Genomic DNA, 14,493 nt, shown 5'->3' with positions numbered 1-14,493 from the left:
TTCCATGTTATCCTGCTCTATGAGGCGCCCTGCCCCAAAAGCATGATTTCTCTGCGCCCTCCGCGCGTCCGCGCGCAAAAAACGGTTTGCGGCTTCGCTCCGACTTGGCGAGCGGGAGCCTCAAGCCCCTATTCGCGCATATTGGGCCAGGACGCACGGATCGCCGCCGTGGCCCACCACCAGCCGAGCGCCCAGAGCGTGCCGAAGCACCACCCCGCCGCCACGTCGGACGGCCAGTGGACGCCCAGATAGACGCGGCTGACCCCGATCGCCCCGACCAGCAGCACCGACATAGCCACGATCGCATGACGCACCCGGCGATGCCGCGTCACCTGGGTCGCCAGCGCGGCGAGGGTCAGATAGACCATCGCGCTGCCCGCCGCATGGCCGCTGGGGAAGCTGGCGTTGGACACATCGACCCAGTGCGGCACCAGGTCGGGCCTGGCGCGCGATACGCCTTGCTTGACCAGCGTCACCACCGCGCCACCGCTGATCCCCGAGGCCACCGTCACGCCCGCCATCAGCCACCAGCCCCGCGCCGCCAGCAGCAGCGCCGCCGCGCCGACCATCAGCACCAGCACCGGCACGCTCCCCAGTGCGGTGATATCGACCGCCGCATGCATCAGCCCGGGCGACTGGGCATGGGCGCGAAGCCCGGTGAGAATCGCCCGGTCCCAATCGAACGGCCAGCGATCGACCAGCAGCCCCGCCAACAGGAGAATCGCCAGCGCCGCCGCGCCCGCCGCTGCCCCCCGTAAGGCTCGAGGCATGGCGGACAGGCGTTCAGGAGGTTGGTCTGTCAAAAAAATTCACCTGATTCGCCATCGTCCTGCCGATGATCCCGAACGGATCACCGATCATCCAAGCTTTTGACAAAATGGGAGGATTTGAGCAATCGCAACCGATTGCAGGCGTCCTGTGACGTTACCCAGCCGCACAGACACGGCTCTGGTGAACAATATCGATCACCATAATTCGAAAAACGGGTTTGCGTCTTCCGTCATTTTATCGCAGATTTGCCCCATCCCGGCACACAGACCGGTTGGAGAGGACTGCACGACCATGGACCAACACGTCATTTCGCCGCTCGACCGTCTGCTCATCCTGACTTTCGGTGCGATGGCTAGCTGGGTCGCCGTGGGCGGTGTGGCCATTGGCGCGTCTAAGCTGGTCGAACATCTCTTCTGACGGATATCCATCGGCCTGCGGCATCGCGGGCCGATGATCTTATGCGCGGCCAACACTTCGATAGGGCTGTCTTCAAGCTGTCATTCGAAGATCGGGTTTGGCGACGATCAGCCTTGATCGCTCGAAGACGCATTCATCGCTCTCCGGTTTTTCCTCAGGCGACGCGCCAGCCCGATCATCCGCCACCCCAGCAGATCCTCCACCCCGGCATAGCCCAGCCCCATATGCGGGGGCCGTGAGGCGAACACATCGCCCAGCGTCACGCGACCGGACCGAAGCGCCGCCCGCGCCAATTGCCGCCAACGCCGCGCGGTTTCCCAGCGGATCAGCTTCACACTTTCGATATCGGGGGCGACCTGCGCCAGATAGGCGCCTTGCAGCGTCGCGATCGCCTGTCCCAGCCGCCGAAGCGTCGTGCCATCGGGAATCGGCACCCCGCCCATATTGTGACGGGCGAGCAGATGGGCGACCTCCGACGCGGCATCGCCCAGCAGCGGCGCATGCGCCTCCGCCAGCACCCGCGTCGCACTGGCCCGCATCTTCTCGACAAATTGCTTCGACACGCCGCCCGCATGCTGGCGATAGAGGAGCAGGGGCTCATCCAGCCGGGCGATCCGGCCAAAGGCGGCGATACGGTGATAGAGGTCGAAATCCTCCGCATAGAGAAGCTCGGGCCGAGTGAACGGATCGAGCCGGTGCGCCACATCGGCGCGCACCATGACCGTCGACCAGGCCAGCGGATTTTCGATCCAGCTCAGCCAGCGGATCAGGTCGGGCGTGCTGTGCGCCGCATAGTTCATGGGCAGCACCCGTCCCTCGACCAACTGCTCGGTCTGCGCGCCCACCAGCACGACATCGGGGTTCGCCTCCAGATAGGCGACCTGTCGCGCGAGCCTTTCGGGGCGGCAGAGATCGTCCTGGTCGAGCCCCGCCAGATACCGCCCCCGCGCCTCGGCAAAGCCGCGATTGCGCGTCACCACCGGGCCGCCATTGACCGCATTCTCGATCAGGCGGACGCGGGGGTCGGGGCAGTTCCGCACCAGCTCGCGCGTATGGTCGGACGAACAATCGTCGACCACCAGCGCCTCCCACTCGGTCAGCGTCTGGTCGCCCAGGCTCGCCAGCGTCTCGCCGATCAGCGCGGCGCCGTTATAGGCCGGGATGACGACGCTGACGACAGGGCTGGCGACAGGATCACTCATGCCGCCGCGCTGTCGCATTCGGGTATCGCCTGACCCAGCAACTGGTCGACGATCATCTGCCCGACATTGTTCTGCCACAGCCACAGCCCGTTGGCCTGACCGCGAAAGCTCTTCTCTCCGCCCAGCGCGCCCCAGGGCACGAAACCGGCGGACAGGCCGATGCCATAGGCGTCCGGCACCGGGCGATCCTGGGCATCGAGGATGCGGCAATGGCGATCGACCATCGGCCGCCCCGCCTCATGCGCCAGCGCGATCGGCGCGCCCTCCGCATCGAACAGCGGCAGCGACCGGGGACGATAGCCGAGCGCGCCGACGACCATATCGGCCTTGGCGATGAGCGCCCGCGCCTCGGGATCGTCTTCTCCCGCGATCCGATAGCTGGTCAGGCGCGGATCGGGCTCCCGCCCGCCCAGCGACAGCATCCGCATCACCAGTTCGCGCGACTCCAGCCGAAGCCCCGCGAGCCGCAGGACAAAGCCGCTGACCGGGCAGACATCGTCGGCGGTGAAATCGGTGAAGCCCTCCTGACGGGCGGCGTCGACCGTCGGGAAGAACGGTTTGGGCGGGGTGCGCACCATCAGCGTGATCGCCCCCGCGCCCAACGGCAGATCATGGCATTTGAGCAACTGCACGGCGCAGGCCAGCGCACTGGTGGATGCTCCGACGATCACGACGCGCGGCGCCCGGACCGACGCCAGCCGCTCGACCACCTGTGCCATCCCCCCCTGGCGGAGCAGCGCGTCCGATCGCATCAGCCGATCCCCCGCCATCTGCCCGAGCGGCGCGCCCGCCACGATCCTGGCCGCGACCTCCGCGTCACTCTGATAGCCGCCCGTCGCGACGACGATGCTGTGCGAGGTGAGCCTGTGCTCGCCATCCGGGCTCGACAGGGTCGTCCGCCAATAACCGTCCGTGGTCCGCTGCGCACCGATCGCCTCGACGCCGGTCAGCACCTGCCCGCCATGCGCCGTGACGATCGTCCGCAACCGCTCCGCCGTCGCCGCCAGCAACGGCGCGGTGTCGCGCAACGGAGCCCCCAGCGCGCCGCAATAGCGCGCCATCAACCGCCCCGCCGGATGCGCCTCCAGCTCGGCGAGTTCGGGATGCGGATTGTCCTTCACCGCCGACAAAAAGGTTTCGGCGGTCGTATCCGAACGGATGGCATAGCTGCCCAGCGCGCCCGGCCCAATATGCTGCGACCGCTCGACCAGGGTCAGGCCGCCTTGTGCGAGCGCCTCCAGCGTGCCGTTCTTGCTCGCCGCCGTCAGCATCGCGGTTCCGGCGGGCCCTCCGCCGATCACCACGGCGTTGATCGGACCCGGTGCCTTTTCGACGCTCGCATCGGCGGACATCCGCGCAACGGCGCTCGTCAGTCGCCCGGCGACGATCCGCGCATCGCCGGGCTTCATCGCGTCGGTGATCGGCAGGCTCAACATGCGGGCCGAGACGGCATCGGCGACCGGCGTCGGTTCGATCAGCGCGGTTTCGCGGAACAGCGCCTGCTCCCCCAGATGCGGGCTGAAATACTGGCCCGCACCCACCCCGTCGCCGGCAAGGGCCGCGATGACCTCGCCCCGCCGCCCGGCCAGTTCGGGCGGCAACAGCACCGGCATGAACTGGGTAGCCTGCCGCCTGACCGTCTGACGCTGAAAGGACCATCCGGGCAGCGCGTCGCGATATTCGTGGTCCAGCGCCGCGCGGGCGTCGCAAATCGCATCGATCTCGGTCAGCTTGCACCGCGCCATCAGGGCCAGCACCTCGGGCATCTTGCCGTTGACACCGGGCAGCGTCGCATGGCGGCCGGACTCGAAACCGAAATTCACCATCGCGCGCAACTGGTCGATACGGTCGGCGTCGCCGCTATAGATCAACCCGCCCTCGCCCACCGAGAAGGTCTTGGTCGCGTGCATCGAATAGACCAGGGTGAACGGAGCCCCCGCGCCGAAGCCGCGCCCGGCGGCATCCAGCGTCCCCAGCGACGCGGCGGCATCGACGACGATCCCCACCCCATGACGCCGCGCGAGCCAGGCATAGCGATCGAGGTCCAGATCGGTGCCGAAGGTCGCATAGGGCACGATCACCCTGATCCGGTCGCCATGGCGCGCCAGCATCCGTTCCTCTTCGGCGGGATCGGCGGTCCAGTCCTGCGCGTCGATATCGATGACCAGCGGGGTCAGCCCCGCCCAGATCGCGGCCTGCCCCGTCGCGGCGAAGGTCATGGCGGGCATCATCGCCAGATCGCCGGGGCGGGGATGCATTCCCGCCGCCTGCCGGATCGCGATCATCAGGCCCAGCGTCGCATTGCCCACCGCCAGCGCCGCCCCCCGGCCGTCGAACAGCCGCGCCACCATCTCCGCTTCCAGCGCACGCACCTCCGGCCCGCCATTGCTGAACTGGCCGGATCGCTCGATCCGCTTCAGGCCGTCGATCTGCTCGGACAGCCTCGGCGGTCGCGGGGCGATGAGCGGAAAATCCATGGGGCGCTTTTCCTGGGACACGTTCGTGCCTGTCCCATATTCGCCTTTAAGAACGGGTTAGCACAAGGGGAATGCGCGGATCGCCCAGTCGTGCCGCTATCCTGCGAACTATTCCGCGCGCGTCCCGATCAGCCCCTGAGCGCCAACATCGCTTCGATCGACCAGGCCCGGACCGCCGATATGGCGGCCGGCCGCAGATGGATGAAACGCTGCCGACGATCGCGCGGATCAGCGACCCGCCTCACCAGTCCTTCGGCTTCCAGCGTGTTGAGCCAGCGTAGGCCGGTCGTCGATGCGACACCGGCGCCGATACAGGCCGACGAGGTCGAGATCGCTTGCCCCTCCACATGCGCGACGAACAGGTCGAGCAGCATGTCCCATGCGGGGTCGGAGAACAGCCGCTGACTGAAATGGCGCGCCCGCGCGCGACGCTGACGCAGATAGGTCTTCAACCAGTCGGAAATCTCGCGATCGCCCGGCGATCCAACGCGACTCCCACCACCATGCTCAGCAGGCAGGGAATCGACCACAGCGTGGCCAGCGCGGTGTAGATTTGTTGATTGTACGGCCCCGCCAGCGCGGCGGCGGCGTGGCACAGCACGGTCAGAAGCTGCGCCGCCGTCATCCAGATCGGCCAGAAGGACCGGCTGATCAGCATGAGGTGGCCCAGACCGATCAGCAGGCAGAAATCCACCGTCGCGACCGTCAGATGCACCGAGCCCCAATTCCGATTCAGCTCTTCCGCGACGCCGGTCGCTATGACAGCCGCAAGCACCAAGGCTGCCGCCCATCGCGCGTCCCTCCCTCCAAAACATGCCGCGAAGATCAGGCTGGATACGGTGAGCAAGAGGAACATCGCTGGAACCATCGCTTGGACCAACACACCTACCCGCCCACCGTCAATGCCGGATCGGTTCGATCAGGCCACAGCCCGCACGGGCTCGGCCAGCTTCGCATAATCCAGCGGCGTCGGCCCCGGACAGCCGAAGCTGGTTTCCGCGATGTTGCTGCGCCGCTGAACGCTGGTCATCAGCGAAACGGCCGATGCCATGGTGCCACGCGCGGAGACCAGATCGGACTGGCTCTGGTGAACGGCGGCCAGGATCTTCTGCGTCTCGTTCACCGGAATATTGGTGTTGGTGCTCGCCTCGATGAAGGACAGCGTCAGGCGCGCCGCACTGCTCAGCGCCTCGTCATATTGGCGGATCGCGTTCCGAGTCGTCTCGGCCACCCGGGCGGCGTTATTCGGTTCGATGTTGAGCATGTTACCTCCGGCCGGGACTCAGCTCAACGCGTGCAGAGCCCCCACGAATAGAAGAATGAAACCGGCGGAAAACCCCGTCATGACACAGGCCACCCGCAGCATCGCGAGCAGGCGCTCCTTTGACGACAGGCGATTGGGATGTCCGCCGATTGGCGGAAGCTTCAGGGTTTCCCTCCAGAACCCCTGCGGCTCCCGCTGCACCTCGTCTGCCTCAGCCTCGACGGGGGATGGAAGCTGTTCCGGTGGTGATCCCAATCGTTGGGATAGCTCGAATTCCGACAGGATACGGGCCGCGACGCGGCGATCGCTGACCCCCAGCCTGGCGACCGCGGCCTTGATGTACGTATCGACGGAACCGGGCGCGAGGCCCAGAATCGGGCCGATCTCCTTGGATCGCAAACCCTGCCCGACCAGGCGCAAGCATTCCTTCTGCCGCTCAGACAGCAGCTTCGCCGCGTGCTCCAAGTTGCCCCCGTTAACCATCGTGCAAGATTATGACCCCAGGAACGCTGGAAAGACAGGACATTCAGTCCATCACCCGCGCCGGATCGCCCCCTGCACCGCAATTTGATCGGCGAGCCCAAATGGTTGCGACAACACGAATCATGCCCTGCGATTATCCTCGATCAACCCCACCGCAGATAGGAGCGGTTTGGGTGTCAGACCAGTCCATTCCGGTTGGAAATCCCGCAGGCTGATCGGGCGACCGGGCCATGCCACGGCGGCGCGCGCGATCAGTGCACAGGGGGATCGGATATCCCGCGCCCACGCCGACGATCGATCCTGTGCGATTTGGGCAAGGGCGTGCGTCGCCCTGAAACACCCCCGTGGTGGGTCCGCCGGGACTCGAACCCGGGACCTCTCGATTAAAAGTCGCTTGCTCTACCAACTGAGCTACGGACCCTCCATCGGGGTGAACGGGACCTAGGGGCGTGGACGCCTGCGGTCAACACCATGTCGCAATTGGCGGATGCGGCGGCCGTTCCACGGATCGCGCCACGCCCCCGCGATCGCCGCCAGCGGGTGGAGGACGAAGGCGCGCTGCGCATAGGCGATGTGGGGCACGGTCAATCCCGCCGAACGCCACCGCCCGCCCGACCACAGCACGATGTCCAGATCGATCACCCGCGCCCCCCAGCGCCGGCCGCGCCGTCGCCCGAAGTCGCGTTCGATGGCCTTCAACCGCGCCAGCATCTCGGGCGGGGTCAGCGGACTGCGGACCAGCGCGGCGGCATTGGCGAAGGCGCGGATCGACGGGCCGAGCGGCGCGGTGGTGAGGATCGGCGACACCGCATAGACACCGTCCAGCGCCGCCAAGGCCGCGCGAACCTCGTCGCGCGGGCCGCCATGCCGCCCGGGACGGTTGGAACCCAGCGCAATGGCATAGCTTGTCGTCGTCATGTCACCCGACTACCCGAGCGCGATGCCCGATGCATCCTTTCCCGCCACACCCGCGCCCCTGATCCCCCTCCAGCCGCCGCGCGACTGCCCGCTCTGCCCGCGTTTGGCAGCAGTGCGCGAGGCGGTCGCCGCCGAATATCCCGGCTGGTGGAACGCACCCGTCCCGCCCTTCGGCGATGCCGATCCCTGGCTGGCGGTCGTCGGCCTCGCCCCCGGCAAGCATGGCGCGCACCGGACGGGCCGCCCCTTCACCGGCGATGGCGCGGGGCCGCTGCTCTATGGCACGCTCGCCCGGTTCGGACTGGCCGAGGGGCATTTCGAGGCGCGGGTCGATGACGGCCTGACGCTGACCGGCGCGGTCATCCTGAACGCGGTCAAATGCCTGCCGCCCGAGAATAAGCCGACGCCCGACGAAATCCGCACCTGCCGCCCCTTTCTGGAACAGGAGCTGGCCGCGCTTCGGGGTCTGAAGGTCGTCATCGCCCTGGGCCAGATCGCGCACCAGTCGGTGGTCAAGGCGCTGGGCGGCAAGCTGCCCAAGGCCCGCTTCGCGCATCTGGCCGAACACCGGATGCCGGGCGGCGGACCAGTGGTGCTCGATAGCTATCACTGCTCGCGCTACAACCAGAATACGGGTCGTCTGACGCCCGAGATGTTCGAGGCGGTCTTCGCGCGGGCGGTGGAATTGCGGGGATAATCCATTCCTCCCCTTCCAGGGGAGGAATAGGTTCAGATATCCTGCACCAGCCGCCCGTACAGTTCGGGCCGCCGGTCGCGGAAGAAGCCAAAGGCCGCGCGGTGGCGCTTCACCCGGTCGATATCGAGGGTCGCGACGATCACGCCCTCTTCCTCGCGACCCAGTTCGGCCAGGATGTCGCCGCGTTCGTCGCAGATGAAGCTGGTGCCATAGAAGGTCTGGCCATGTTCGCAGCCGACCCGGTTGGCCGCGACGATGGGGACCACGTTGGACACCGCATGGCCGACCATCGCCCGCCGCCACAACCGCGCGGTGTCGAGGCTGTCGTCATGCGGCTCGCTGCCGATGGCGGTCGGGTAGAACAGGATTTCCGCGCCCATCAGCATCATCGCGCGCGCCGTCTCGGGATACCATTGGTCCCAGCAGATGCCGACGCCCAGCTTGGTCGCGGGGCCGTCCCACACCTTGAACCCGGTATTGCCGGGGCGGAAATAGAATTTCTCCTCATAGCCCGGACCGTCCGGGATATGGCTCTTGCGATAGACGCCCGCGACCTGGCCGTCCGGGTTGATCATCGCCAGCGAGTTGTAATGATGCGGCCCGTCCGCCTCGAAGAAGCTCGTCGGGATATGGACCTTCAGCTCCGCCGCCAGCTCCTGCATGGCGCGGACCGCCTTGTGCTCGGCAGTCGGCTTGGCGTTGCTGAACAGCCCCTCGTCCTCGACGCGGCAGAAATACTCGCCCTCGAACAACTCGGGCGGCAGGATCACCTGCGCGCCTTTGGCCGCCGCCTCGCGAACGAGACGCGAGATCTCGGCGATGTTGCGGTCGATATCGGCGGTGAAGGCCAGTTGCAGCGCGGCGACGGTGATCTGGGTCATGGCCACGCCCTTTAATGGCTCAAATTTCCCCCGTCACCCGTGGAGTGTCGAGTCGCACCCGCAATTCGTCGAGGAAGCGCCCGGGTTCGTCCAGGCGCAACACGATCGCGCGCACCGGCTCGCCCCGCCAGCGCGAGCGTGGCGGCAGGGCGGGATCGAGATGCAGGATCAGGTTCGGCCAGGCCAGCAACGCCACGTTCCAGCTATCGGCCGCGCGCACCGTCCCGCCATCGGGGTCCGCCGCCACTCCGGCGATATCGGCGTAGGGAATCGTCCGGTCGACCAATATCCCCGCGCGAATCCGCACCCCCGTCTCGGTCAGCAACACGGGGGCGAGGCGCAACGACTTGATCAGGCCGATCAGATAGACCAGCGACACATCGCTGATCGCGAACAGGATCAGCGCCAGCGTCCGGTTCCAATGCGCGACCAGCAGATGCGTCACGCCGATCTCGATACAGGATAGCAGGAGGAGCGCGATCATCATCGGCTGGAGATGCCGGTGATAGGCGAAGGCCTTCGCCCCCGACGGCACATCCGGTGCGGCGTTCCAGCGGAACAGCGCGAGATGTAGGAGCCGCGCCTCCGCCACCGCGAACCGGCCGAGCAGGCGCGGCAGGATTTCGGCGAGCAGATCGGGCCAGCGATCGGGATCGCGGCGATCCCAGTGCCGGACACGCTCGACCACGCGCCACAGCCCCCAGCCGCCATGCAGCGCGATGGCACAGACTGGCACCGCCAGCGCCCAGGGCATGGTGAGCAGCGCCGCACGGATCGGGGGTGGCGACAGGCTGAACACCGCCATTCCCGCCGCCGCCAATGCCGCGACCCCCGCGCGCCAGCCCGGACGACGGTGGCGTGCGATCAGGCCCAGCATCATCGCATCCGATGCGATCCACAGGAACAGCAGCGCCGCGATACGGGGATAGGCCAGGGCGACGGGCAGGCGGAGCAACGCCGCCGCGCCCGCGATCACGATGGGAGGAACGATCGCCGACGGGCTGAAGCGACGGGGCGTGTCGGTCGAGCGGGCGATCATCATGGCGCGTTCCCTCCGTTGACCATAAGGTATCGGACCAGACGCCACGGGTCACGGGCTTCTTCCTCCTCTCCGTTCAGCCTGAGCGTAGTCGAAGGCCACGGGATTTGCTCGCGGAAAGGCCGGTCCCTTGGCCTTCGACTACGCTCAGGCTGAACGGGGGTTGGGGGTGTGCCCCGCAAATAAAAGGCCCACGCTCTCATCCGAAAGCGCGGGCCCTCATACCCCGAACGGGATCAGCGCATCATCGCGCCGGAATCTGCTGCGAGATACAGTGGAAGCTGCCGCCGCCGGTCAGGATCGCATCGGCTCGCAGGCCCACCACTTCGCGATCCGGGAAGATCGCCTGAATCGCCGCGACGCCCGCCGCGTCATTCTCGCTGCCATAGATGGGCACGACGACCGCCGCATTGCCGATATAGAAGTTCATATAGCTGGCAGGCACGATCTCTTCGTCGCGCAGCACCCTGCCGGGCGAAGGGATGGTCACGACCTCCAGCCCGGCGGCGACCGCTTCGCGCTTGGCGGCCATATAGACCTGCCAGTTGGGATCATTCTCCGCCGCTTCCGGCAACGCGATCCGGTTCGGCCCGACGAAGCGCGCCAGATTGTCGACATGCCCGTCGGTATGGTCGTTGAGCAATCCGTCGCCCAGCCACACGATCCGGGTCAGCCCCAGGTCGCGCGCCAGCCGCTCGGCGATCGCTTCCTCGGTCAGGTCGGGATTGCGGTTGGGGTTGAGCAGGCACTGGCGCGTGGTGACGACCAGTCCGGTGCCGTCCCCGTCGATCGCGCCGCCCTCCAGCACCCAGTCGCAGGGCGTCGCGGCGATCCCGCGATCTTCGGCCAGCCGTCCGCCGACCGTGTCGTCGCCGGGCAGGTCATACTTCCCGCCCCAGCCGTTGAAGCGGAACAGCCGCGCCGTGCCGTCGCCGGTGACGATCGGGCCGGTATCGCGCAGCCAGATGTCGCCGAACGGCTGCACCACCACATCGGCGGCATCCCCCGCCATGGCGCGCGCCGCGTCGGCGGCCTCGCCATCGGCGGCGACCAGGATCACCCGCTCGCCCCGGCCATCGGCATGGACCGCGCGGGCGAAGGCCAGAACCTCCTCGCGCGCGGGCTCCAGATCCTCTTCCCATAATTCCGGGTGGCTGGGGAAACCGATCCATACGGCCTCATGCCGGGCCCATTCGGGCGGTGGAGGCGTGGTCACCGATGACGTCGTCACTGGGCATTCTTCCTGCTTTGATCGCGGATCCCGCGAAATTCGGCGGTGGGATACCAGTTGGGCCACAGGCCCGGCCGGTCGGCCAGCGTCCTGCCCAATTGATAATAGACCGTCAAATCCTCGACTGCGCCCGACCAATCCCAGTTGGGATCATATTGATCGGCGGGCTTGTGATAGCGGTGGGCGACATAGTCCTCCGCCGCCGCCTTGCCCGCCGCGACGCCGCCCATCACCTTGTCCTGCCCCGATCCGCCGTCGAGCATCGGTACGCCCAGCTTGGCGAAGGAGAAATGGTCGGACCGGTAATAGCTGCCCCGCTCCGGATTGGCTTCCTCGCCGATATAGCGGCCTTGCGCGCCGACCAGCCCCTTGGCGAGATCCTCGATCTCCGACTTGCCCTTGCCGACCAGCACGAAATCCTTCGACCGGCCGGTGACGTTCAGCCCGTCCATGTTCACGCCCCCCACCGTGCGGGCGAGCGGGAAGACCGGATGCTGCGCATAATAGCCCGAACCGAGCAGCCCGCTTTCCTCCGCCGTCACCGCCAGAAAGGCGATCGAGCGCTTGGCCGGGCCCGCCTTGGCCTGCGCCTCGGCCAGCGCGACCAGGCCCGCCACGCCGGTCGCATTGTCGAGCGCACCGTTACAGATATCGTCGCCGTCCACCGCGTCGCAGCGGCCAAGATGGTCCCAATGCGCGGAATAGAGGACATAATCACCGGGCTCGGTCGTGCCGGGCAGCACGCCGATCACGTTCTTCGACGCCTGCCGCCGGATGGTGTTGGCGAAACCGCCCGACAGGGTCAGGCCCAGCGGCACCGCCCGGAATCCCTTGGTCTGCGCCGCCTTGGTCAGCGTGGCGAGGTCCTTGCCCGCCGCCTTCAGGATGCGCTCGGCCACCGGTTGCTGCAGCCAGCCGATGACCTGGCTCTGGTCCATATGATCGCCCGCCTCGTCCAGTTCGAGCTGCGGCCCGGTCCAGGACGACTGCACCACCGCCCAGGGATAGGCCGCCGGTTCGGTCTGATGGACGATCAGCGCGGCGGCGGCACCGTGCTTGGCGGCATTCTCGAACTTGTACGGCCAGCGGCCATACCAGGTCATCGCCCGCCCCTCGAACGGCCCGTCGCGCCCCATGGTCTGCCAGTCGGCGTCGTTGATCAGGATGACCACCGTCTTGCCGCGCACATCGACCCCAGCATAATCGTCCCAGCCCTTTTCAGGCGCGGTGATGCCGTATCCGACGAAGACCATCTCGCTGTTCGCCACATCGATCTTCGGGGTCACGCGATAGGTGCCGACGACCATATCGGTGCGATAGGCGAGCGGGATCGGCGCGCCCTTGCCCTTGACGGTGAAGGGCTGGACATCGGTGGCGGTGATCTCGACCATCGGCACATCCTGGGTCCATCCGCCCTTGTTGCCGGGCTTCAGTCCCGCCTTCTGGAAGCGGTCGATGATGTAGGCGACCGTCTTGTCCTCCGCCGGGGTGGTCGGCGCGCGGCCCTCATATTCGTCCGACGACAGCGTCTGGGTGACCGTCTTCAGCGTATCGACGGAAATAGCGGGCCGCTCCTGCGCGATGGCGGCGCCCGAGAGCAGAAGGGACAATAGGACCAGACGGCGCATGATGATTTTCCCCTTGTGTTTTGGGGCCTTGTGCCCGGTGCTACGGCACGGGGCAAGCTTGCCGGACATCGACCAGGCCGTCAGTCGAGACGGCGACCGATCCGGTCATGTGTCTGGCTCCAGTAGATGGAACGCGGTCTTCCGATGACGGAGCTTTCGGGGACCATGCCGACGCCAAGAGCTTCGACGGGGACGCGACTGTCGGCGGAGCGATCCCGGTTGTCGCCCAGAACGAAAAAATGGCCCTTGGGAACGACCATTTCCGAAAGATCGTCAAAGGGCGTCGGCTCGCTCTTCAAAATGAAGTGGGACTTGGCCTCGCCTGGCAGACGCTCCGCCCAGAGACGCCCGTCATCTGCTCCATCCTTGGCCTGGATGCCGCGAGGTTGCCACTGCGCCGCCACTCCGTTGATGATCGGCACCCCGTTGCGAATCGCTATACGATCACCCGCAACCGCCGCGATACGATAGATGCGGGCTGACCCCGCGCCCTGAAACAGGACCGGCATCCCGCGTTCGAGGGGGCCGCGCCAGCCCGTATCAACGACGAATTTGTCGCCTTCCAAAAGGGTCGGCGCCATGCTGCCGGATGGGGCATAGAAAAGCCTGTACATCCGGCGCGATACATCGGCTGCCTGATTAAGCAACAGGCCCGCGATTAGCCACAGCGCGACGATCACATACCATTGCGACCACCAGCGCGCAGGGCGCCGCATCTTGCCGTGTCGCCATGTCAGCACCATCGCCACGATGAAGATCGCGGCAATGGCTGAGATGGCCAGAGTCGCTGCAATCAACACCGCCGCATAGCTGACCAGACAAAAGCCCAAGCCGAATGTGATGAGTCCGACCAGTATGAAGGGCGCGGCAACGAAACATATACCGCTTTTCCAACAACCGATCCGAAGCAGTCCGAGCCCAGGGAATAGCAGGTTGAGCGCGGTCACGCCGATACGTGCGGCCACCGTCCTTTGCCCTTCACCTTCCAGCATCAGCCCTTTTCCATCTCTCGCCGCCCCTCAATCGCCCAGCGAATAGACCGACTTGAACTTGCCGTCCTGCAGGCCGCCGATCGTCCACTTGGACGGCGCGCCGTTGGTGAACGTCACCTGATATTGCTCGAACCACTCGCCGTTCGCCAGCTCGGTCTTCAGGAAGGTGATCGTCTTGATCGGCCCGGCGGCCTTCAGGCCGGATGCCATCTGGGGTAGCTGTTCCTGACATGCCTTCAACAGGCCATCGGCCATCAGATCGGCCGGACAGGTGCCACCCGCGACCGACGTGAACATCGCCCGAAGCTGGGCGGCATATTGCCCCTGTTCGGCCGTCTGAGCCGTGGCACCGGTTGCACCCAGCAGCGCGACGACGGCAATCCATTCCAGGCGCATCATGACCCTCCCGCCTTTGAACGGGCAAAGTATGAGCGGCCCCCCGCCATCCGGCAAGCGCATCGCAAACAAAAAGGGCGGCCCCGAAGGACCGCCC

At 66.6% G+C, this 14,493-nt stretch carries 16 protein-coding genes and 1 tRNA gene; 2 read left to right on the top strand and 15 right to left on the bottom strand.

Going from position 1 to position 14,493, the window contains the following annotated elements; genetic code table 11:
- Window positions 1–128 precede the first annotated feature (128 nt).
- Entirely contained in the window at window positions 129–770 is a 642-nt protein-coding gene (locus tag OXQ33_RS13920) for a phosphatase PAP2 family protein (RefSeq protein WP_267435296.1), read from the bottom strand.
- Between the two features lie 292 nt (window positions 771–1,062).
- On the opposite strand from OXQ33_RS13920, the gene OXQ33_RS13915 reads away from it, so the two are divergent.
- A complete protein-coding gene (locus OXQ33_RS13915) occupies window positions 1,063–1,188 on the top strand; it encodes a hypothetical protein (RefSeq protein ID WP_267435295.1) in 126 nt (41 codons plus the stop codon).
- A gap of 107 nt (window positions 1,189–1,295) precedes the next feature.
- On the opposite strand, the gene OXQ33_RS13910 is transcribed toward OXQ33_RS13915, so the two are convergent.
- The 8 genes from OXQ33_RS13910 to folK form a co-directional block, all read right to left on the bottom strand.
- Complete coding sequence (locus tag OXQ33_RS13910; protein WP_267435294.1) at window positions 1,296–2,390, bottom strand: glycosyltransferase family A protein; 1,095 nt, start codon at window positions 2,388–2,390, stop codon at window positions 1,296–1,298.
- Window positions 2,387–4,867 carry a DegT/DnrJ/EryC1/StrS family aminotransferase gene (locus OXQ33_RS13905; protein WP_267435293.1) on the bottom strand — a complete coding sequence of 827 codons (2,481 nt, stop codon included), beginning with the start codon at window positions 4,865–4,867 and terminating at the stop codon, window positions 2,387–2,389. Before OXQ33_RS13905 ends, OXQ33_RS13910 begins: the two co-directional genes overlap by 4 nt.
- A gap of 128 nt (window positions 4,868–4,995) precedes the next feature.
- Window positions 4,996–5,319: a hypothetical protein gene (locus OXQ33_RS13900; RefSeq protein WP_267435292.1), complete on the bottom strand. Its 324-nt coding sequence runs from the start codon at window positions 5,317–5,319 to the stop codon at window positions 4,996–4,998.
- On the bottom strand, window positions 5,316–5,642 hold the full coding sequence (locus OXQ33_RS13895) for a hypothetical protein (protein WP_267435291.1): 327 nt from the start codon (window positions 5,640–5,642) through the stop codon (window positions 5,316–5,318). The genes OXQ33_RS13900 and OXQ33_RS13895 overlap by 4 nt, the downstream gene beginning before the upstream one ends.
- A 144-nt stretch (window positions 5,643–5,786) precedes the next feature.
- Window positions 5,787–6,131, bottom strand: a complete 345-nt coding sequence (locus OXQ33_RS13890; protein ID WP_267435290.1) for a hypothetical protein — start codon at window positions 6,129–6,131, stop codon at window positions 5,787–5,789.
- 18 nt (window positions 6,132–6,149) lie between these two features.
- The gene (locus tag OXQ33_RS13885; protein WP_267435289.1) at window positions 6,150–6,596 is read right to left on the bottom strand and encodes a helix-turn-helix transcriptional regulator; all 447 of its coding nucleotides are present in this window, start codon (window positions 6,594–6,596) and stop codon (window positions 6,150–6,152) included.
- 363 nt (window positions 6,597–6,959) lie between these two features.
- Window positions 6,960–7,035 (bottom strand) — tRNA-Lys (locus tag OXQ33_RS13880).
- A gap of 20 nt (window positions 7,036–7,055) precedes the next feature.
- Window positions 7,056–7,532, bottom strand: a complete 477-nt coding sequence (gene folK / locus OXQ33_RS13875) for a 2-amino-4-hydroxy-6-hydroxymethyldihydropteridine diphosphokinase (protein WP_267435288.1) — start codon at window positions 7,530–7,532, stop codon at window positions 7,056–7,058.
- A 22-nt stretch (window positions 7,533–7,554) separates the two neighbouring features.
- On the opposite strand from folK, the gene OXQ33_RS13870 reads away from it, so the two are divergent.
- A complete protein-coding gene (locus OXQ33_RS13870; protein WP_267435287.1) occupies window positions 7,555–8,229 on the top strand; it encodes a uracil-DNA glycosylase in 675 nt (224 codons plus the stop codon).
- Window positions 8,230–8,261: 32 nt separating this feature from the next.
- On the opposite strand, the gene aguB is transcribed toward OXQ33_RS13870, so the two are convergent.
- The 6 genes from aguB to OXQ33_RS13840 all read right to left on the bottom strand — a co-directional run bounded on the left by aguB (window position 8,262) and on the right by OXQ33_RS13840 (window position 14,399).
- A complete protein-coding gene (gene aguB, locus OXQ33_RS13865) occupies window positions 8,262–9,110 on the bottom strand; it encodes an N-carbamoylputrescine amidase (protein WP_267435286.1) in 849 nt (282 codons plus the stop codon).
- A 19-nt stretch (window positions 9,111–9,129) separates the two neighbouring features.
- Window positions 9,130–10,152 (bottom strand): hypothetical protein, encoded by a 1,023-nt coding sequence (locus tag OXQ33_RS13860; RefSeq protein ID WP_267435285.1) that lies wholly within the window; start codon window positions 10,150–10,152, stop codon window positions 9,130–9,132.
- Between the two features lie 241 nt (window positions 10,153–10,393).
- On the bottom strand, window positions 10,394–11,365 hold the full coding sequence (locus tag OXQ33_RS13855; RefSeq protein ID WP_267435297.1) for an agmatine deiminase family protein: 972 nt from the start codon (window positions 11,363–11,365) through the stop codon (window positions 10,394–10,396).
- Window positions 11,366–11,376: 11 nt separating this feature from the next.
- Window positions 11,377–13,008, bottom strand: coding sequence for a M28 family peptidase (locus tag OXQ33_RS13850; RefSeq protein WP_267435284.1), 1,632 nt, complete (start codon window positions 13,006–13,008; stop codon window positions 11,377–11,379).
- Between the two features lie 80 nt (window positions 13,009–13,088).
- Window positions 13,089–14,000, bottom strand: a complete 912-nt coding sequence (lepB, locus tag OXQ33_RS13845; protein WP_267435283.1) for a signal peptidase I — start codon at window positions 13,998–14,000, stop codon at window positions 13,089–13,091.
- 27 nt (window positions 14,001–14,027) lie between these two features.
- Window positions 14,028–14,399, bottom strand: coding sequence for a hypothetical protein (locus OXQ33_RS13840; RefSeq protein ID WP_267435282.1), 372 nt, complete (start codon window positions 14,397–14,399; stop codon window positions 14,028–14,030).
- Window positions 14,400–14,493 lie beyond the last annotated feature (94 nt).

This window comes from Sphingomonas sp. GM_Shp_1, from assembly GCF_026540895.1.
Taxonomy (GTDB): domain Bacteria; phylum Pseudomonadota; class Alphaproteobacteria; order Sphingomonadales; family Sphingomonadaceae; genus Sphingomonas.
This window is presented reverse-complemented; position numbering and strand designations above follow the sequence as displayed.

What these genes read in the sequence shown, in the direction of transcription:
- OXQ33_RS13870 (WP_267435287.1), top strand. Translation starts at nt 7,555, where the DNA reads ATGCCCGATGCATCCTTTCCCGCCACACCCGCGCCCCTGATCCCCCTC.
- OXQ33_RS13915 (WP_267435295.1), top strand. Translation starts at nt 1,063, where the DNA reads ATGGACCAACACGTCATTTCGCCGCTCGACCGTCTGCTCATCCTGACT.
- OXQ33_RS13840 (WP_267435282.1), bottom strand. Translation starts at nt 14,399, where the DNA reads ATGATGCGCCTGGAATGGATTGCCGTCGTCGCGCTGCTGGGTGCAACC.
- lepB (WP_267435283.1), bottom strand. Translation starts at nt 14,000, where the DNA reads ATGCTGGAAGGTGAAGGGCAAAGGACGGTGGCCGCACGTATCGGCGTG.
- OXQ33_RS13890 (WP_267435290.1), bottom strand. Translation starts at nt 6,131, where the DNA reads ATGCTCAACATCGAACCGAATAACGCCGCCCGGGTGGCCGAGACGACT.
- folK (WP_267435288.1), bottom strand. Translation starts at nt 7,532, where the DNA reads ATGACGACGACAAGCTATGCCATTGCGCTGGGTTCCAACCGTCCCGGG.
- OXQ33_RS13905 (WP_267435293.1), bottom strand. Translation starts at nt 4,867, where the DNA reads ATGGATTTTCCGCTCATCGCCCCGCGACCGCCGAGGCTGTCCGAGCAG.
- OXQ33_RS13860 (WP_267435285.1), bottom strand. Translation starts at nt 10,152, where the DNA reads ATGATGATCGCCCGCTCGACCGACACGCCCCGTCGCTTCAGCCCGTCG.
- OXQ33_RS13920 (WP_267435296.1), bottom strand. Translation starts at nt 770, where the DNA reads ATGCCTCGAGCCTTACGGGGGGCAGCGGCGGGCGCGGCGGCGCTGGCG.
- aguB (WP_267435286.1), bottom strand. Translation starts at nt 9,110, where the DNA reads ATGACCCAGATCACCGTCGCCGCGCTGCAACTGGCCTTCACCGCCGAT.
- OXQ33_RS13910 (WP_267435294.1), bottom strand. Translation starts at nt 2,390, where the DNA reads ATGAGTGATCCTGTCGCCAGCCCTGTCGTCAGCGTCGTCATCCCGGCC.
- OXQ33_RS13850 (WP_267435284.1), bottom strand. Translation starts at nt 13,008, where the DNA reads ATGCGCCGTCTGGTCCTATTGTCCCTTCTGCTCTCGGGCGCCGCCATC.